Origin of the sequence: Paraglaciecola chathamensis S18K6, from assembly GCA_000314955.1 — a bacterium.
GTDB classification, from domain to species: Bacteria; Pseudomonadota; Gammaproteobacteria; order Enterobacterales; family Alteromonadaceae; genus Paraglaciecola; species Paraglaciecola chathamensis.
Map to the genome: position 1 here is coordinate 195,131 of BAEM01000033.1, position 19,595 is coordinate 214,725.

Annotated in this window: 12 protein-coding genes; 5 read left to right on the plus strand and 7 right to left on the minus strand. The window is 45.4% G+C overall.

All coding sequences use genetic code 11. From position 1 onward, the window contains the following. The first annotated feature begins 918 nt into the window (after window positions 1-918). From GCHA_RS11905 to GCHA_RS11925, 5 genes are all read left to right on the plus strand, one after another. Window positions 919-3,939, plus strand: coding sequence for a TonB-dependent receptor (locus tag GCHA_RS11905; RefSeq protein WP_007988476.1), 3,021 nt, complete (start codon window positions 919-921; stop codon window positions 3,937-3,939). A gap of 130 nt (window positions 3,940-4,069) precedes the next feature. Beyond that, window positions 4,070-5,554, plus strand: coding sequence for a tryptophan halogenase family protein (locus tag GCHA_RS11910; RefSeq protein ID WP_007988478.1), 1,485 nt, complete (start codon window positions 4,070-4,072; stop codon window positions 5,552-5,554). A 211-nt stretch (window positions 5,555-5,765) separates the two neighbouring features. Beyond that, a complete protein-coding gene (locus GCHA_RS11915; RefSeq protein ID WP_007988480.1) occupies window positions 5,766-7,328 on the plus strand; it encodes a tryptophan halogenase family protein in 1,563 nt (520 codons plus the stop codon). 476 nt (window positions 7,329-7,804) lie between these two features. Continuing rightward, on the plus strand, window positions 7,805-9,346 hold the full coding sequence (locus GCHA_RS11920; RefSeq protein ID WP_007988487.1) for an MFS transporter: 1,542 nt from the start codon (window positions 7,805-7,807) through the stop codon (window positions 9,344-9,346). Between the two features lie 46 nt (window positions 9,347-9,392). Next, window positions 9,393-11,864 carry a glycoside hydrolase family 94 protein gene (locus tag GCHA_RS11925; protein ID WP_007988489.1) on the plus strand — a complete coding sequence of 824 codons (2,472 nt, stop codon included), beginning with the start codon at window positions 9,393-9,395 and terminating at the stop codon, window positions 11,862-11,864. A 122-nt stretch (window positions 11,865-11,986) separates the two neighbouring features. Here GCHA_RS11925 and GCHA_RS11930 read toward each other — a convergent pair whose 3' ends face one another. From GCHA_RS11930 to GCHA_RS11960, 7 genes are all read right to left on the minus strand, one after another. Beyond that, on the minus strand, window positions 11,987-12,451 hold the full coding sequence (locus GCHA_RS11930) for a CreA family protein (protein WP_007988491.1): 465 nt from the start codon (window positions 12,449-12,451) through the stop codon (window positions 11,987-11,989). Between the two features lie 66 nt (window positions 12,452-12,517). Next, window positions 12,518-13,537, minus strand: a complete 1,020-nt coding sequence (locus tag GCHA_RS11935; RefSeq protein ID WP_007988493.1) for a LacI family DNA-binding transcriptional regulator — start codon at window positions 13,535-13,537, stop codon at window positions 12,518-12,520. Window positions 13,538-13,865: 328 nt separating this feature from the next. Continuing rightward, entirely contained in the window at window positions 13,866-14,492 is a 627-nt protein-coding gene (gene leuD, locus GCHA_RS11940; RefSeq protein WP_007988495.1) for a 3-isopropylmalate dehydratase small subunit, read from the minus strand. Window positions 14,493-14,507: 15 nt separating this feature from the next. Next, window positions 14,508-15,914, minus strand: a complete 1,407-nt coding sequence (leuC, locus tag GCHA_RS11945) for a 3-isopropylmalate dehydratase large subunit (protein ID WP_007988497.1) — start codon at window positions 15,912-15,914, stop codon at window positions 14,508-14,510. A gap of 12 nt (window positions 15,915-15,926) precedes the next feature. After that, on the minus strand, window positions 15,927-17,027 hold the full coding sequence (gene leuB / locus GCHA_RS11950; protein ID WP_007988499.1) for a 3-isopropylmalate dehydrogenase: 1,101 nt from the start codon (window positions 17,025-17,027) through the stop codon (window positions 15,927-15,929). A 7-nt stretch (window positions 17,028-17,034) separates the two neighbouring features. Then, window positions 17,035-18,594, minus strand: coding sequence for a 2-isopropylmalate synthase (leuA, locus tag GCHA_RS11955; RefSeq protein ID WP_007988502.1), 1,560 nt, complete (start codon window positions 18,592-18,594; stop codon window positions 17,035-17,037). A gap of 329 nt (window positions 18,595-18,923) precedes the next feature. Beyond that, the gene (locus GCHA_RS11960; RefSeq protein WP_007988504.1) at window positions 18,924-19,586 is read right to left on the minus strand and encodes a hypothetical protein; all 663 of its coding nucleotides are present in this window, start codon (window positions 19,584-19,586) and stop codon (window positions 18,924-18,926) included. Between the last annotated feature and the right edge of the window lie 9 nt (window positions 19,587-19,595).

Below are 19,595 nucleotides of genomic sequence, written 5' to 3' on the forward strand. Positions count from 1 at the left end.
TAATGCAAACTCAATCACTTCAATAACGTTTACATTAAGATAATCACTGCACAATAAACCGCGCTTATGTTGCTGAAATCCGGCAGGTAAAACACCGCGCGACTAACGCAGCGCTGCAGGGGATAGTGAAAAAGCTGATAGTTGTCTTCACCGCTTTAGCGTTGAAGTTCAAGTATGTTCAGGCCGTTTATTCACCCGTCGTCACCCACGTGTATGTATTCGTTTTCAATCGTTTCAATGATTTTCATGCTTATTAAACGCCAGAACGATGGGATAACGACACATTTTTTAAAAGAATAAGGATTATTTTAGGAAATGAGAGGCGTTTTATGCATAACCCAAAGGGTCACCTAATTGGGTTGGCGTATATCTGCTTGTTTCTTTCATGCTGTTTTTTTCATTTAAATTTAACATATTGCGTTTTTATATTGATTATTTTTCGTATATTTAATTAATGTAAATGTCCATGCAGGCCCTTTCTATTAAGGCTTTTTGTAAGTTTATTATATTTGTCGCGCCGATTTTGTCATATAGAAGACCGATTTTGTGATACCTACCAAAACACTTATTGCATTAATGTATTTATAACATTTCATTATCTTGTTGTTGCAAGTCAGGATCAGGTTGCTCAGCAAAAGTAAAAATGTTGACGAATTGTTAAAATAAAATTAGCATGATGAAAACGTTTACATTGAGAGCTCTATTGCTCTTAGCTTAACGTACGAATCGCATACCGAGAACGCTACGCACTACCCACTGCAAGTTATGCATGACCGTGCAATGTATTTAAGTGATGCGTTTCTTCGTCATAGTGAAAATGAGTGAGCTAGTTCGAATTTTGGCATAGCTCAATACTTGGATCGTTATTACACGACATTCAAGTATCTCGACTAATAGAAACACAAAGGACGCACAAATATGAACACATACGCGAAATTTAATAAGTCTTTGCTGACCAAAAGTATTTCAATACTTTTAGGTAGTGCTGTACTGGCTCCTGTGGCCGCCATTGCTCAAGAGAGCGAAAGTGACCTAGAAGTGATTCAGGTTCGAGGCATGCGCTCAAGTATCCAAGAATCAATGGGAATAAAGCGTGATTCAGCTGGGGTAGTCGATGCTATTTCTGCAGAAGATATTGGTAAGTTTCCTGATACAAACTTAGCGGAATCTTTGCAGCGTATAACCGGGATTTCTATTAGTCGTAGCAATGGCGAGGGCAGCCAGATTACAGCGCGTGGCTTTGGCCCTGATTTTAATATGGTGACGCTAAATGGTCGCGCTATGCCTGGTGCGGCAATACCTGGCGGTGGCGGTACCCCTAACTCTCGTGCGTTCGATTTTGCCAACTTGGCCTCTGAAAGTGTTCGCGGCGTTGAAGTATACAAAACCGGTCGTGCGAGCATCGCTACAGGCGGCATCGGTGCAACAGTCAATATTAAAACCGCACGGCCGCTAGATGCCTTAGAAAGCGGCTTTACCGGCTCAGTTGGCGCAAAAGCGTTAATGGATACCACCAATCGTGTGGGAGATGACGTGACCCCAGAGGTTTCAGGATTCTTTAATTTTGTAGATGACGACGGTATTTTCGGTGTGTCTTTATCTGCCAGTGTGCAAGAGCGTGATAGCTCTGCTGTCGGAGCTTTTGTAAACGAATGGCGGGTGAACCCCTATGAAGGTTCAATTCCGCAAACGCCTAATCAAACTGATCCCAATTTACCTGGTTTTAACGGCCCAGCCGTTGTCGTCAATAATGGTCCTGCAGACGGACAATTGTTTGCCATCCCAGCTGATTTACGTTACTCAATTGCTGATCGTGAACGTAAACGTACTAATGCGCAGTTAACGTTCCAGTACGCGCCAACCGAAGATTTAACCGCTACCTTAGACTACACCTATTCGAAACAGGACTTGTACGAAGCCAGAGCAGAACAGTCGATATGGATGGACGACGGGTATTTCTCAGAGCTAACCTTTGATGATGAAGTGGTCAAAACCCCGATATTAATTGAACAAGAGCGCCGTGATTTACTGCCAAGAGATTTAGGCTTGGCGCTTCAAGAACTGAACCAAGTCAATGAAAATAAATCAGTGGGCTTTAATGTTGAGTACCATGTAAACGATAGTTTGGTGATGTTTTTTGACGTGCATGATTCATCGGCTGAAGGTCGCCCTGACGCGCCTTATGGCACCTGGACCAACCTAGGGTTAGGCGCAAACGTAAACCGTGGGCAAGGTGCTGATTTTTCAGGTGAGTTCCCAATCATGACGGTGGACTTTGATGATGTGGCTCGTGACAACCTAAACGGCAACGGCGTACTTGACCAAGACGACGTAGGTACGGCTATTCTTGATATGAACTTTAACTCTCAGCGCACTGATATTACCCAGTTCCGCGTAGACGGTGAGTATTCGTTTGATGATGGTGGTATTAACTTTGGTGTTGAATCACGCTCCATGGAAAGTACTTCTCTGCAATCATTGACGCGCCGCACCATGGGTAACTGGGGAATTGAAAACCCAGGTGAATTACCTGCAGATTACTTAACGCCATTTAGTTTTGCCGATGAGTTCGAAGACTACAACACCAATGGCATTTTCAGCCAAGGCTTTACGGGTGATTTGGCGCAAATTGGTGAGTTCGCGGCCCAAGAGTATGGTTTTGCATTTGAAGCGGACAACCCGTTTGCCACAAACCGTACAATCGAAGAAGATATTTTTGCTGCTTACGTTGAATTTGAATTAGACGGTGAACTAGGTGGTCGCCCGTATAACATTCTTGCTGGTGTGCGCTATGAAAGCACAGACTCTACCTCTGTTGCTAATATCAGCTTACCGAATGCGATTGCTTGGGAAGGCAATAACGACTTCAATGTGCGCTTTGGTTCAGACACCCAAGATGTTGCGGTGGAATCAGATTATGACCACGTTCTACCTAGCATCGATTTTGATATAGAAGTGATGGATGGGCTCAAAGCACGCTTGTCGTACAGTAAAACCATTGCTCGTCCTACTTATAACAACTTGAGCGCAGCAGCATCGGTAGGCACGCCAAGTGGCCCAACACTGATTACTCAAGGTGCGACAGCAACGGCAAGTTCAGGTAACCCTTCACTGGTACCGCTAGAGTCCGATAACGTTGATTTGTCGGTTGAGTACTATTTCGAAGATACGAGCTACGTGTCATTAGGCTTCTATGATAAGCGAGTGAAAAACTTTATTGGTAATGAGCAAGTCGAAGAAAGCGTGTTCGGTTTACGTGATGCCACAGCGGGCCCCAGAGCAGAAGCGGCAGCAGCTGAGCTTGAGCGTATAGGCCAGCCACTTACAGACACTAATTTGTTTAACATGGTAGTCGCCATGGAAAACAACATTGCGTATGACTCATTGACCATTGAACAATTTGAAGCTCAGTATGATGTGCTGCCGAATGAAGATGATCCATTATTGACCTTCATTAATGCTAAGCCAGTAAATAACAAGAGTGCAAATATTTACGGCTTTGAAATAGCTGCTCAGCATTTCTTTGGTGACACAGGTTTTGGTGTGCAAGCTAACTACACCACTGTTAACGGTGATGTGAGCTACGACATCACAGCTGACCCGTCTGTTACTCAATTTGCATTGGTTGGGTTAAGCGATACCGCTAACTTAGTAGCCATGTATGAAAAAGACGGTTGGCAAGGGCGTATTGCATATAACTGGCGTGACAAATTCTTAGATACGACTAGCCAATACGTTAATGAGCCTGGTTTTACTGAGTCTTATTCGCAAATTGATTTTAACGTGTCATATCAAGTGAATGATGACTTATCGGTTTTCTTAGAAGGAATAAACATAACCGAAGAGAACAGTCGCCGTCATGGGCGTACTTCAGCCCAACTATGGAACTTAGAGCAACTTGGTGCACGCTACGCGCTGGGTGCCCGTTATACCTTCTAATATGAGTAAAGTGTGTGTGCCTGTAGGTCCGCCGATTTAATCGGCATTTAAAGCCGCGATATCTCGCGGCTTATTTTTTGGTTATATTAGGTGAATATACAGAGTTCGAATATGTGTGCAGAGGTCATTCTTGAACAGTGAAAAAGTAAAAAATGTGGTCATCGCTGGCGGAGGCACAGCCGGTTGGATGGCGGCCGCTTCTTTGTCGAAGTTGTTGGGGAAAAGCCTGAACATTACGTTGGTTGAGTCAGACGAAATTGGCACTGTGGGCGTTGGCGAAGCGACTATCCCGCCGATTCGTACACTACATAAGTTACTCAATATTGATGAACAAGCGTTTATGCGAGCGACAAATAGCACGTTCAAACTAGGTATCGAGTTTAGCCACTGGGGACAGAAAAGCGACAGCTACATCCATTCTTTTGGCGTAACAGGTAAAGAGTGTTGGGCAGGGGAGTTTCACCATTTTTGGCTACGTGGGAAAGAATTAGGGATCAATGTACCGTTCGGTGATTATTGCTATGAGCTGCAAGCATCTAAGCAAGGCAAATTTGCCTTCTCGGCTAATTCTCCCATGAACTTCGCATACCATTTAGATGCCACACTTTATGCTCAATTTCTAAGAGATTTTTGTGCTGATGTGGTAACGCGTATTGAAGGCAAAATAGCGACAGTCAATAAGCATACAAACAATGGTTTTATTCGCTCATTAACCCTCGAGTCAGGTCAAGAGGTAGAGGGGGATTTTTTCATTGATTGCACCGGTTTTAAAGGCTTGTTAATAGAAGGAGCCTTACATACTGGCTATGAAGATTGGTCACACTGGTTACCTTGCGATAGCGCAGTTGCGGTACAAACTCAATCTACTTCAGACCCACTTCCCTATACCCGTGCAACAGCGCATGATTTTGGATGGCAGTGGCGTATCCCTCTGCAAAATCGTGTCGGAAATGGCATGGTATTTTGTAGTCGTTATGCCAGTGACGAACAGGCTAAACAAGCACTGTTAGCCAATTTAGAAGGCGATCCTATTACCGAGCCAAGAGTCATTAAATTTAAAACAGGTCGCAGGCGTAAAGGCTGGAATAAAAATTGTGTAGCGCTAGGGCTTGCCAGTGGTTTTGTTGAGCCTTTAGAGTCCACCAGTATTCACTTGATCATGACCGGGATCGTCCGACTAATGCGTTTATTTCCTTTTGATGGTGTGCGCCAGTCAGGCATTGATGAATACAATGAAAAGCTAACCAGTGAATTGCATAGCATTCGTGATTTTATTGTACTGCATTACAAAGTCACTCAGCGTGATGATTCTGATTTTTGGCGGCATTGCCAAAGTATGGAAGTACCAGACACTCTTGCTCATAAAATACATTTGTTTAAGGAAACCGGCAGGGTGTTTTTAGATGACGGTGATATTTTCCGCGTAGATTCTTGGACTCAAGTTATGTTAGGTCAAGGCCTTGAACCTAAGCAGTATCATAGGATTGTCAACGAAATGAGTGAAGAGGAACTTACGCGCTTTTTAGCCGGATTACGCAGTGCTATTGAACAGCGTGTCAATCAGTTGCCCAGCCACCAACAATTTATAACGCGCTATTGCAACGCGTCAGCATAAGCAGCAATGTTTCACAATAAATATTGTTGCATAGCTAAATTGTTGCGTAGCTAAAATAAAACGAAAATTTAAAGAGCAGAAAACATAAGGCATTTGTTGCATGACAATCACCCACTTGCGTTAGTATTGAGTGATAGCATGCATCTCGTTAGGGAGTGCAATTCGTTTTATATTTAGGTTTTAACATTGATTCTAATATTGGTAGTTACGAATGAGTCATCGCAGTATTAAAAATATCCTCGTTGTCGGTGGTGGAAGTGCAGGTTGGTTAACTGCCGGCATCATTGCCGCAGAGCATCAGTGCAACAAGCAAAATAGCAAGATAAAGGTAACCCTAGTCGAATCTCCTGAGGTGAATATAGTTGGCGTTGGCGAGGGCACGTGGCCGTCAATGCGCAATTCCCTTCAGCGAATGGGCCTTAGCGAAACAGATTTCATTCGACATTGCGGCGCAGCCTTTAAACAAGGCTCAAAATTTGTTGGCTGGAAAAACGGCGCTGACAATGACTTTTACTATCATCCATTTGTGATCCCCAATGGCTACGGTCAAGCGAATCAATACAGTGCTTGGAAAACACACGGCCAAGGGCACGCTTTTGCAGATGTGGTTTGTGCTCAAAGTCAGATTTGCCAAGCGGGCTTAGCGCCTAAGCAAAATGCTACCCCCGAATATGCCGGAGTACTTAATTATGGCTATCATTTAGATGCGGGTAAGTTTAGCCAAATGTTGCAGCAGCATTGTGTGCAGAATCTTGGGGTAACTTATATTCAAGATCACGTCGAAGGCGTGGTGAGTCACGACAATGGCGATATTAAAGCATTGCAAACTCGCGCCAATGGCGAGCTTAACGCAGACTTGTTTGTTGACTGTTCTGGTGCACGCTCGCTATTACTGGGGCAACATTTTAATGTGCCATTTATCGACAAAAAATCAGTATTGTTTAACGACAGTGCCATGGCTTTACACGTGCCTTATTCCACGCCCGATGAACCCATAGCTTCGGCAACAATTTCCACAGCGCAAGAGGCCGGCTGGGTGTGGGATATAGGCCTACAGGACCGACGCGGCGTGGGGTATACCTATTCCTGCAAGCACACAGACGATCAACAAGCTCTGCGCACGCTTAAAGCTTACGTCGCCCAATCTGTTGGTGGCGAAGTCGCTGACTCTCTCAGTGCTCGTAAGATTAGTTTCGAGCCTGGGCATCGCAGCCACTTTTGGCATAAAAACTGTGTAGCAGTAGGTTTGTCAGCAGGGTTTTTAGAGCCATTAGAAGCTTCGGCATTAGCGTTAGTAGAGTTGTCAGCCACCGCCATTGCTGAAAACCTACCGGTGACAGCACAGCATATGCAAATCACCCGTGATAATTTTAATCGTCGTTTTCTTTTACATTGGGAAAATATCGTCGAGTTTTTAAAATTACACTATGTGTTAAGCGAGCGAACCGAGCCCTACTGGCAACAAATGCGGGCACCTGACTCTGTATCCCCTAGGCTGAATGATTTACTCACTCAGTGGCGGTATCAACCACCTAATCGCAGTGATTTCGTGCAAAATGAAATCATGTTCCCCTCGGCAAGTTATCAATACGTGTTGTATGGCATGGGGTTTGAAACCTTGAATGATGTGTCTTCCAGAGAGTTTGATGCGCCGCAAAGCGCCATTAAGCACCTGCAAGAGAACCAGCAGCGACTGCACAAATTAATGGGCGGATTGAAAAGCAATCGTCAATTGCTTAAGCACGTTGTGCAATATGGCTTTCAAAAAGTGTAGCTACCTTTAGAGAGTAACTAGTCCTAGAGTGCAACTAATCCTAGAGTGTAACTAGCCATTAAACCTTGCCTAAAGTCACTGATGACTAACCTAAGGGCAGGGCAGTCGTAACTTGGGTTTCACGAGCTTAATGACATGGCTTATCACAGTGCCTGCGCAAAGCGCCGGTCACTGCTATCTTTTTTTCCTACTATTTGGCCAGCTATTGCATCATTTTAGAGAGCGAATTTAAAAATGTATAAAGGTGTTGAAAACGTTTTCATTTGCATTTAAGTTAGGCATTACTGAATACATTAGGCGTGGCTTCGTGTTCGTAATGACCTTTCACTTTCGCGCTGATGATGTTCGCTACACGTCACTTGCCTAACTATGATGTGCGCAGCTAAAGCGGCTGACGAGAAGCCAAGCGATACTGGAAAAGGAATAACAACAATGCACCAATCTAATCAGCACCTTGAACTCATGAAGCCTACCCAATGAATAAACTACCACTGTATGAAAAAGTGGGGTATGCCATGGGGGACGCTGCGGCTAATTTAGTCTGGCGCGGGGCATTAGCCTACCTTGCTGTTTTTTACACGGATACTTTTGGATTAGCCGCCTCGGCCGCCGCTATTTTATTTTTGGTCGTCCGCCTTACCGATGGTATGACTGACATCATCATGGGCATGATAGCGGATCGCACTCAAACGTCCTGGGGTAAGTTTCGCCCATGGATTTTGTGGTCTACTCCCTTTCTAGGCGCTTTCATGGTGCTGTGTTTCACCACCCCAAATTTAAGCGACACGGGAAAGTTGCTGTATGCCTATTTAACCTATATCGGCTTAACGCTGGCCTATACCGTCAACAACGTGCCTTATTCAGCCCTTATGGGGGTCATGACCGATGATGATAAAGAGCGTACTAGTTTATCAGGGTTTCGCTTTGCCGGTGCCTTTGTAGGGGGACTGTTCGTTATGGGCTTTTTGCCCGCGTTGGTGGCGCTTTTTGGGGATGGTAACGATGCCAAGGGGTATCAGTACACCATGTATGTGTTCGCCGGATTATTGATGGCACTTATGGTCACCTCAGTGGCCACCACGAAAGAACGCGTTGTTCCTATAGTGCAAACTCGCAATAGCCTGCGTAGTGAGCTTTGGGATCTCACCAAGCAATCTCCCTTTGTGCTGCTTCCGCTGCTTTCAATGACCTTGTTCTTTTATTACCGCAACGTCATTAGTGGGCTTTTCTTTGTTTTGGTTTTCGCGGTCGCAACATGGTTCGTACGTCGAATGTTGAATCGTCCCCAAGGAGATAAATCAGGTACGCAGCTAGACATGCTTGATTTACTGACCAATAAACCTTGGTTGATTTTGTTAGGAATGGGCTTTCTTACCATGATGTACAACGGGATTAAGTACAGTGTTATCGCCTATTACTTTAAATACTTTGTGGGCGATGAATTACTCACAGGGCAGTATTTTATTGCTTTGCTAGTGGTGTCGATATTAGGGGCACTGTGCACTAGCTACTTAGCTCGCAAATTGGGGCGGCGCAATTTATTCATTGTTGCCTTGCTACTTAGTAGTGTCCTCACCTGCGGTTTTTATTGGCTACCAGGCGAGAGTGTGAGCTACATATTTGTGCTTGGTTGTGCAGCGGAATTTTTTGCCGCCATGATGCCGACGCTTTTCTTTAGCATGTTAGGCGACGCTGCTGATTATTCAGAGTGGCGCAATGGCCGCCGCGCCACAGGGCTGGTTTATTCCGCAGGCACCTTCGTGCAAAAGACCGGTAATGGTTTTGCTGGTGCCCTAGTCCTTGTGGTGCTGGCAGGCTATGGATACGACGGAATGGATGCCACGACGGTTGAAGCCTCGTTACCTGGCATGCAGCAACTCATGAGCTTTATACCTGCCGCTTTTGGGCTGGCAGGCGCACTGCTGATGCTGTTTTACCCCTTGACTGAAAAGCGCCAACAGCAAATGAATGCTGAGCTTATTGCGCGTCGAAGCGCCATTCAAACCCATCATCAATAGCGCTTTTGCTAACGAGCAGCGTATTTACCAATAGAGAGTTTTATTCATGAGCGAGCCAACCATAGATGCAAATAACACCGAATTTGGCTATTTTGATGATCAACAAAAAGAATATGTCATAACAACACCTTTTACCCCAACGCCATGGATAAACTACTTGGGCAATGACGGTTTTTACGGCTTAATTTCAAATACAGCTGGGGGCTATAGCTTTTATCAAGATCCTAAATTCCGCCGTTTGACCCGCTATCGTTACAACAGCGTTCCGGTGGATACATCTGGCCGGTATTTTTACTTAAAGTGCGATGATGATATTTGGTCTGCGTCAGGCCGGCCGGTACAGCAACAACCAGAGCAATATGAATGTCGCCACGGTATGGGCTACAGCCGCTTTTTAGTCACGCATAAAGGCATAAGTTCTGAATTAACCTGCTTCGTTCCTTTAGGGGAAACGGCAGAAGTACACAGTTTAACGCTTAAAAATACTGCTTCTGTGCACAGAAAAATCAGTCTATTTTCCTATGTTGAATGGTGTTTGTGGAATGCAGAAGATGATGGCAGCAATTTTCAACGTAATTTGTCCACCGGTGAAGTGGAAGTCGAAGACGGGGTAATTTATCACAAAACTGAATTCAGAGAGCGCCGTAACCACTATGCGTTTTATTCGGTAAACCAACCAGTATGCGGTTTTGATACCGACAGAGAACGTTTTTTGGGGCCTTATCGAGGAGTAGAAAATCCCTTGTGTGTTGAACAAGGCAAGGCGACGAATTCTCATGCCCACGGTTGGTCGCCGATTGCGTCTCATCACTTAGAAGTAGCGTTAGCGCCAGGAGAAGAGCGAACATTCGTATTTGTATTGGGTTACTGTGAAGTGGCCAAAAACGATAAATGGCAGTCGCCAGGTATTATCAACAAAGCCCCCGCTAAACAGATGATAAATCGCTACAAAACTCAGTGTGATGTACAAAAAGCATTAGATGCATTGGCCACGTATTGGGATAGTTTACTCGGGAACTTTCGTCTCAATAGCCCTGACCCTAAGTTAAACCGCTCGTTGAATATCTGGAATCAATATCAGAACATGGTGACTTTTAATTTGTCACGCAGTGCGTCATTTTATGAGTCAGGTATAGGGCGCGGAATGGGTTTTAGGGATTCGAACCAAGATACCATTGGGTTCGCGCATATGGTGCCAGACAAGGTTCGTCAACGCATTTTGGACTTAAGCGCCACCCAAAAAAGCGATGGCTCGGCGTATCATCAATATCAGCCACTGACCAAAAAAGGCAATGCAAATATTGGTGGCAACTTTAACGACGATCCAATGTGGATGGTGCTATCTACAGTTAATTACATAAAAGAAACCGGTGACTTTACGGTTTTGGATGAAAAAGTAGGATTTGACGGGGATGAGTCAGGCGGCCCCGATCATTTCGAGCACTTAAGGCGTGCGTTCGAGCACGTCGTTAATAATCTTGGTCCCCATGGCTTACCCTTAATAGGGCGAGCGGATTGGAACGATTGCTTGAACCTAAATTGCTTTTCTGAAGATCCAAATGAATCCTATCAAACAACTCAGCGCGGTAAGTCAGACGTGGCTGAGTCTTTGATGATCGCTGGGCAATTTGTGCTTTACGGCCAAGACTTTATCGAGTTATGCATGCAACTGGGCAAAAGTGATATAGCCCATGGCGCTCAGCAGCAAGTAGATAAAATGCGAGAAGCTGTGCTCGCTCACGGCTGGGATGGGCAGTGGTTTTTACGAGCGTATAACGCCAAGGGCGAAAAAATCGGTAGTCACGAGAATAAAGAGGGCAAAATCTTTATTGAATCCCAAGGATTTTGCGTAATGGCGGGCATCGGAATTACGGACGGTAAAGCGCGACAGGCGCTCGACTCGGTTGAGAAACACTTAGCCACCCCACATGGGATTATGCTTAATCAGCCTGCATTTAGTACTTATGACAAGTACTTAGGGGAAATTTCCTCTTACCCTCCTGGTTACAAAGAGAACGCCGGTATATTTTGTCATAACAACCCGTGGATCATGGTAGCAGAGGCCATGCTCGGGCGCGGTGATAAAGCATTGGAGTACTTTGCCAGTATCTCACCAGCCTACTTGCAGCATATGCAAAAACTGCATAAAACAGAGCCCTACGTTTATAGCCAAATGATTGCCGGTAATGATGCGGCAACGCCAGGACAAGCTAAAAATTCATGGTTAACGGGAACCGCTGCGTGGTGTTATTACGGGGCAACGCAGTACATTTTAGGAATAAGACCTGATTATGCTGGGTTAACCATTACGCCTTGTATCCCCGCTCATTGGCCGAGTTTTGTGGTTAGCCGCCGCTTTAGAAAAGCGCATTATTGTATTGAAGTACTTAACCCAGATGGTTTGGGAGTGGGTGAGGTGCAATTAGAAATTGATGGTAAAGCAGTGACGGGTAATTTGATTGATTATGCCCAGTATAGCGGCGAACACCACATAACGGCGACGATCGTACAAAGCTAGTTTGATGCCATTCAGTACCTGGCCTCGACAAGTTTCCTCAATCGCTCCCGCAAGGTAGTTTGCATGTGGGAGCGTTTTTTAATTTACGCGTGCGGTGCCTACAGCCTACAAAAGCTCAAAGCCTAAGAGCCTGTGTAGCTATTGTATGCCTTGGTTCCCCACAGAGGAACCGTAGATAAGCTGTGTTTAAAGCTTCCTGATGTTTCTTTGGTGGAATAAGACACGTACATCAGTGTTTGACTGCGGGGATCGAAAATACGTCGTATTTTCATGCTCTTAAAGAATACGCTTTTTGATTTTTTAAACACGACGTCACCTGACGCTGATTTATCAATTTGAGCAATCATATCAGGGGTGATTTCACCCGTTTGGCGACAGGCGATAGCGCTATCGGATGGATCTGAGAAACTGAGATCCGCTTCGATACTGGCAACATGACACGTCACCCCACTGATAAGTGGATCTTGTAGGATATTTAACTTGATGTCTTTGGTGGTAAATAAACCTAAGCTTACGTCGCCAACTTCATTTGAATCACACGCATTTAATAACAATAGACTGCCGAAAATCGCTAGTACTTTTTTCATATTTCACTCACTAAAGGGATATTTCTTTTAGTGTAATGGATTCTGGCTGTGATAAATATCTTGTTATCAATCGACGGGGGCAGGGCCGGTACTTTGACGCACCACAAGTGAAAACGGCAGCTCAACATATCTTGGCTTGTCAGTTTTACCGTCAAGTTGCTCTAATAACAGCTCAATACAGGCTTTTCCTATTTCCTCTAATGGTTGGTGGATCGTGGTTAGAGCAGGAGTCATTAAGCGTGCGTAGCGAATATCATCGAAACCCATGATAGAAATATCTTGGGGAATATGAAAACCATTTTCTTGCAATACACTCATCGCGCCAATGGCCATATCGTCACTGAAGCAAAACACGGCAGTGGGTCGACGTCTTAGCTTGAGTAATTGCTCCATGGCGCCCATACCTGAGTCTACGCCGTAGTCACCGCGAATAACTAATTGTTCATCTACTTCAATACCAGCCTCTTTCAGCGCGCTATAGTATCCCTTGAGGCGCTCAAGGGTGCTTGGCGTATCTCTAGGGCCCATAACCGCAGCAATACGCTTGTGCCCAAGGCTGAGTAAATGCTCCACAGCGGTCCTAGCGCCTGCTGTATTATCGATCATGACTTTGCTGATCCCTTCGATAGGGATGGACTCACAAGAGTTCACAATGGGCGGCAGTTGTTTGGCGGCAGGCAGATTTTTAGTTAGATTAAAGGGCATGTGAAAAGTAAACAACAGCACACCGTCAGCTTGCCCTGATTGGGCCATATTGGCATAGTGTTTTTCTCGCTCAGCTAGACCTTGGGTATCACCAAGTAAAATAGAATAGCCCGCTTTTTGCGCTTCGCGTTCAATTGCGCGAATGATCCCAGCATTTACTTGGTTGGTAATATCCGGCATGACGACAATAATATTACCGCTTTTTTGGGTGCGTAAGTTGGCACCAAAACGACTGGGCGTGTAGCCACCTTCTTCTACGGCTTTCATGACTTTCTTGCGGGTTTCTTCACTCACAATATCGGGATTGCGTAAAGTACGTGAAACGGTAGCGGGGGAGACACCGGAAATCGCTGCAATGTCTTTTATGCCTAGCTTAGCCAAAAAATTCTCTCTTACGGGAAGTCGCGTTAATGGATAGATTAGCGTTAGCCAAGGCGGGTGTAAACGTTTTCAGTGCTGGTAAGATCTCCTATTTAGAAGGAGCATTAAAAAACAGTTTTATTTCAGTGGGTTAGCGAAAGGAACGATGTTTACTGTTAATGAGGTGGCAGCGAATGACAGTTTTTTCATTTGTATGATTTTTTCATTTGTATAATAAAAATAAAGCAGCGTAGCCCTGAATTTATCTGGGCCACGCCGTGGGCGGATGCTTAGCTAACTAAAACGCTTAGCTAACGAAAATCGATAGTTAGCTAAAACGCCTAGTGAACTAGTATTTCCAAGCAGGTTGCTTTTCTTCAAACGCTGTTATTTGACTATCAAGCTCAAGGGTTTGGCCTATGGCATCAAGTCCTTTTATCAAGTTGTTCTTATGATGAGGCGCGATATCAAAGGCGATGACCTGATCATTAAAACGTACTTCTTGTTGCGGTAAATCAACGATAACCTGACAGGCCGGATCTTGAGCTACCGCTTCGAAAAGCGTATCTATTTCTGAGCTCTCAAGCTTTACGGGTAACAAGCTATTGTTGATACAGTTACCGTAAAAAATGTCAGCAAAGCTGGTGGCGATGACCACTTTGAAACCATAGTCATCAAGGGACCAAGGCGCGTGTTCTCGGCTTGAGCCACAACCAAAGTTTTCACGGGTAAGTAAAATACTGGCACCTTGATGCTCTGGTTTGTTCAGCACAAAATCTGGGTTCGGCTCTTGTTCATGTAAATCTAAATAACGCCAATCATGAAACAGATGTTTTCCATAACCGCTTTTCGTTACCGAGGTCAAAAACTGTTTAGGAATGATTTGGTCAGTATCCACATTCGCTTGATTCAGTGGCGCTACATGGCCGGTATGAACGCTGATGCCAGTGGTTGCTGGGGTAGTTTGATTGCTCATGGTTATTCCTAATTATTAATCGTTGCCAACAAAGTCACGGGTGTCGGCGAAGTGACCGGCTAATGCTGCTGCGGCTGCCATCGCAGGGCTCACTAAGTGAGTACGAGCGCCGCGCCCTTGTCGACCTTCAAAATTGCGGTTGCTGGTAGAAGCGCAGCGATCGCCTTGACCTAAAATGTCGTCGTTCATGCCTAGGCACATTGAACACCCAGGTAAACGCCACTCAAAGCCTGCTTCAAGGAATACTTTATCTAGCTGCTCAGCTTCCGCTTGCGCTTTAACGGCTACAGAGCCTGGCACAACAATGGCAGTGACGTGATTGGCGACTTTACCTTGCTTGGCAATTTCGGCAGCCGCGCGCATGTCTTCAATGCGTCCATTGGTACATGAACCGATAAACACGTGGTTGACGGTTAAGTCAGAGAGTTTTTGCCCGGCTTTAAGGTCCATGTATTTCAACGCTTTGACGGCGGAATCACGATCGATTGGGTCGCTGAAGTTTTCGGGAGCTGGAATAGGCTGATTAACACCAATAACTTGGCCAGGGTTAGTTCCCCAGGTTACTTGTGGAGCGATGTCTTTGGCGGCAAGCTCAACCACAATATCAAAGTTAGCATCTGCATCAGATTTAAGGGTTTTCCAGTATGCAACGGCGGCATCCCAGTCTGCACCTTTAGGGGCGTACTCACGACCTTCAAGGTAATCAAATGTCTTTTGGTCAGGGGCGATAAGACCTGCCTTTGCGCCAGCTTCGATACTCATGTTGCACACTGTCATGCGCTCTTCCATGCTCAAGCCTTCAATAGTGTCTCCGCAGTACTCGATAACGCAGCCCGTAGCACCCGCATGACCTATTTTACCAATAATGGCCAAAATAATATCTTTAGCTGTCACGCCTAGAGGGCGGGGACCAGTTACTTCGACTTTCATGCATTTAGCTTTGCTTTGCTTTAGGGTTTGGGTCGCGAATACATGCTCAACTTGCGAGGTACCAATACCAAAGGCTAGGGCACCAAATGCGCCGTGGGTTGCTGTGTGTGAATCACCACATACCACTGTCATGCCAGGCTTAATTAAACCTAGCTCAGGGCCCATCACGTGGACGATACCTTGTTTTTGGTGACCCACTGGAAACAGTTCAATTCCGTTTGCAGCACAGTTATCCGCTAAGGTCTGTAGTTGCAATTTATTGGCTGGGCCGCAAGCATCAATGGCTAACGAGCGGGTAGAAATGCTGTGATCCATAGTGGCAAACGTTAGGTCTGGACGACGTACTTTACGTCCTTTTTGTACCAAACCGTCAAATGCTTGAGGTGATGTGACTTCATGGATCAGGTGGCGATCGATGTACAAAAGTGCATCGTCGCCGATTTCATCGACAATATGGGCCTGAAATATCTTGTCGTATAAGGTGGTACTCATCTGGTCTTTCCTTTATGCGTTTGCGCTGGCGATTATATTGGCTATGTAGTCGCCTACTTCACTGGTCGATTTGGCTTGGTCGCGTTTTTCGGGGCTTAACAATTCACCGGTTAATACGCCATCAGCTAACGTTTTGACTACTGCTGCGTCAATTGCGTCAGCGGCGTCGGTTAGATTTAGGCTAAAACGCAGTAACATAGATGCTGATAAGATTTGCGCAATAGGATTCGCAATTCCTTTACCTGCGATATCGGGCGCTGAACCGCCTGCAGGCTCATATAAACCGAAGTTTTCGCTATTGATACTGGCAGATGGCAATAAGCCCATTGAGCCTGTGATCATGGCGCACTCATCAGAGATAATATCGCCGAATAAATTAGAGCAAAGCATCACGTCAAAATCACCTGGGTAGCGCAATAACTGCATGGTCGCGTTATCAATGTATATGTGCTCTAGGGTCACTTCTGGGTAGTCTTTAGCCACTTCTTCAGTGACTTCTCGCCATAAACGGCTGCATACGAGTACGTTGGCTTTATCAACCGAGGTGACTTTTTTACCGCGTTTTTGTGCCGCTTCAAATGCACTTACGGCAATACGGCGGATTTCTTTTTTGCTGTAACGCATAGTGTCGTAGGCGAATTGTTCTTCACCTTCGCCTTCTATGCCTTTAGGCTGGCCAAAGTAAATACCACTGGTAAGCTCACGGACCACTAAAACATCAAAGCCGCTTGCGGCAATATCCGAGCGCAGCGGGGAAAGCGACTCAAGGCCAGGGTAAATTTTCGCTGGGCGTAAATTGCTGAACAAATCAAAGTGACCACGCAAAGCAAGTAGTGCAGCACGTTCTGGGCGCTCTTCTAGAGGAAGGCTATCCCATTTGGGCCCACCAATAGAGCCGAACAATATTGCTTGGGCGTCTTCACAGCCTTTTAAGGTTGCATCGGGCAGGGCTTTGCCGTGGTTATCAATGGCGATACCGCCTACATCAAATTCGTTAAGGGTAAACGATACATTAAACTGCTGTTCGACCACTGATAATACTTTCTTTGCTTCTTGCATGACCTCTGGGCCAATACCATCTCCCGCTAATACGGCAATGTTGTAATTCGACATGTGCTACTTAAACTCCGGCAGTTTGTGTTTGTTGCTTTTTCTGATGATCAATTTGATCGGCTAAATGGGTGTTGTTCAATACGTGGATCAAAGCCTTAACGCCTGATTCGACGATATCTGTGGCAAGCCCAATACCGTTAAAGCGGCGGCCATTGTATTCAACAATGACGCTCACTTGGGCGAGTGCATCTGCGCCTTCACCTTTTGAGTCCAGTTTGAAGTCAACGATTTCAAGTTGTTCGTGGCCTAATACTTTGATGATGGCATTATAGGCTGCATCTACTGGGCCGTTTCCTGTGCAAGACTCGATGATTTCTTCGTCGCCCACCTGTAATTTAACGGTTGCGCTAGGAATAATCTCTTTGCCTGAACTGGCTTGCAAATACAGTAACTTGTAGTGTTCGTCAGTAGGCTTTTGCTTATCAAAAAATAGTAAGGCTTCAAGGTCGTAATCGAACACTTGGCCCTTTTTATCGGCTAATTTTACGAATGAAGCGTATAAGGTATCTAAGTCATAGTCTTGGGCTTTATAACCAAGCTCTTCGAGTCGATGCTTGATAACGTGACGGCCCGAGCGAGAGGTTAGATTCAAATTGTTTTTGTTTATACCCACGCTTTCAGGGGTCATTATCTCATAGGTGTTCTGCGCTTTTAAGACACCATCTTGATGAATACCCGAAGAATGACTAAAAGCATTGGCCCCAACAATTGCTTTGTTTGATTGCACCGGCATATTACACAGCTGACTGACTAACTTTGACGTACGAGATATCTCTTGGCTGCGGATATTGGTGCTCAACCCCAACATGGCCTGGCGAGTTTGCAAAATCATGGCGATTTCTTCTAGAGAGCAGTTACCTGCACGTTCACCAATGCCATTGATGGTACATTCAATTTGGCGCGCTCCGTACTCGACAGCGACTAATGAATTGGCTACGGCCAGCCCTAAGTCGTTGTGGCAATGCACAGAGATGGTCGCTTTATCGATATTTGGCACGCGGTTAAACAAGTTTTGAATGATGCCGCCAAATTCAGTTGGAGTGGTATACCCCACGGTGTCAGGAATGTTAACAGTCGTTGCCCCAGCGCTAATTGCTGACTCGACCATGCGGCATAGGTAATCGATAGGTGTACGGCCTGCATCTTCACAGGAAAACTCAATATCGTCAGTGTAGCGCCCAGCATGTTTAATCGCTTTTACTGCCATGTTCACTACGTCATCTTGTGACATGCGCAATTTACTGGCAACGTGAATATCTGAGGTGGCGATAAAGGTGTGAATTCGGAAGTTTTCGGCAATATTTAATGCTTCACCGCAAGCATCAATGTCTTTTTCTAGGGCGCGAGATAAGCCGCATACGGTGGCATTTTTAACTTCTCGTGCGATGCTGCGCACTGACTGAAAATCACCTGGGGATGAAACCGGAAAACCTGCTTCAATAATATCGACGCCAAGTCGTTCTAACGCTAAGGCAATTTGCAGTTTTTCTTTCATACTCAAACTTGCAGCTAGCGCTTGTTCGCCATCACGTAACGTGGTGTCGAATATTTTGACTTGGTTAGACATGTGTTTTCCTCTTTGAATAATTCACGCTAGTGACAGCGCATAAACGAAAAAACCCGTGCTGCTAGGCACGGGTTTTTAGTTATTGTTTGCGTTTCGCTTACAACCTACCCGTGCAGTCTTGCTGCCAGCAGAAGTAGAGTTGATAGTAGTAATGAAGTCATTTTATCTAAGCTCGAAACGTCAGTGCGGTATTTGTAACTCTTTGCGCCTTTTGCGTCAACCTTAGTTAACAAATTGGCATATAACAAATTGGCATATAAGTTTGATTTCTAACGGTTTAGCGGCTACTCCGACCAGAGCCTAAAATAATCTGAAGATGCAAATACGACTTATCGGAAGTTTTTCCAGTTAATACTGCCTGACAACAGTAATTCGCGAAGGGTCAGGGTACGTGGTTGTCCACGGCCTTTATGGTTCCATGTATGGCCGCAGCACGCTGCGCTGAAAACTGCGCGACTGGGACGTAATAACAATTGCTGAGTCACATTAGAAGAGGTGGGTCGATGAGTTGCTGTTTCATGGGAAGTGCGGGTGCCATCCATATTAAACCAGCCGAATTTGTTGCTGTGAAGCAATTGATTATCGATATCAATTCTATCGATAGAATCTAGCTCTAAATGTTCGCCATTCATATTGTTGCTGTAAATAGCAACCGGTAATCCAGAGCGCGCATAGTGTGAAAACCACGTGCTCACCTTAGCGGGGTCGTGCTTTTTGGCAATGCAGCTCGCACTTTGCTTTGCTTGCCAACTGGCGTTATGCACATCTACTGTGAGTGGGCCACTGTGATGAATAAAATGATAGGCTGCGCGCTTGATGTGATGACGTAAGCCGCCGAGTTTGCGCTGTAATAAACTGATATTACTAAAAGGCTGCTGAGCCAGTGTCATTAACTCACGCTCATAAAGCGCATTGCAAATTTCGGCAAACTGAGTCTGCTGATGTGAGTCAGTGAATATATTTACTTGGGGCTGCGCAGGAGGCGTGACCATAAGAAATGA

What these genes read in the sequence shown, in the direction of transcription:
- GCHA_RS11930 (WP_007988491.1), bottom strand. Translation starts at nt 12,451, where the DNA reads ATGAAAAAAGTACTAGCGATTTTCGGCAGTCTATTGTTATTAAATGCG.
- GCHA_RS11920 (WP_007988487.1), top strand. Translation starts at nt 7,805, where the DNA reads ATGAATAAACTACCACTGTATGAAAAAGTGGGGTATGCCATGGGGGAC.
- GCHA_RS11905 (WP_007988476.1), top strand. Translation starts at nt 919, where the DNA reads ATGAACACATACGCGAAATTTAATAAGTCTTTGCTGACCAAAAGTATT.
- leuC (WP_007988497.1), bottom strand. Translation starts at nt 15,914, where the DNA reads ATGAGTACCACCTTATACGACAAGATATTTCAGGCCCATATTGTCGAT.
- GCHA_RS11925 (WP_007988489.1), top strand. Translation starts at nt 9,393, where the DNA reads ATGAGCGAGCCAACCATAGATGCAAATAACACCGAATTTGGCTATTTT.
- GCHA_RS11915 (WP_007988480.1), top strand. Translation starts at nt 5,766, where the DNA reads ATGAGTCATCGCAGTATTAAAAATATCCTCGTTGTCGGTGGTGGAAGT.
- leuD (WP_007988495.1), bottom strand. Translation starts at nt 14,492, where the DNA reads ATGAGCAATCAAACTACCCCAGCAACCACTGGCATCAGCGTTCATACC.
- GCHA_RS11960 (WP_007988504.1), bottom strand. Translation starts at nt 19,586, where the DNA reads ATGGTCACGCCTCCTGCGCAGCCCCAAGTAAATATATTCACTGACTCA.
- leuA (WP_007988502.1), bottom strand. Translation starts at nt 18,594, where the DNA reads ATGTCTAACCAAGTCAAAATATTCGACACCACGTTACGTGATGGCGAA.
- leuB (WP_007988499.1), bottom strand. Translation starts at nt 17,027, where the DNA reads ATGTCGAATTACAACATTGCCGTATTAGCGGGAGATGGTATTGGCCCA.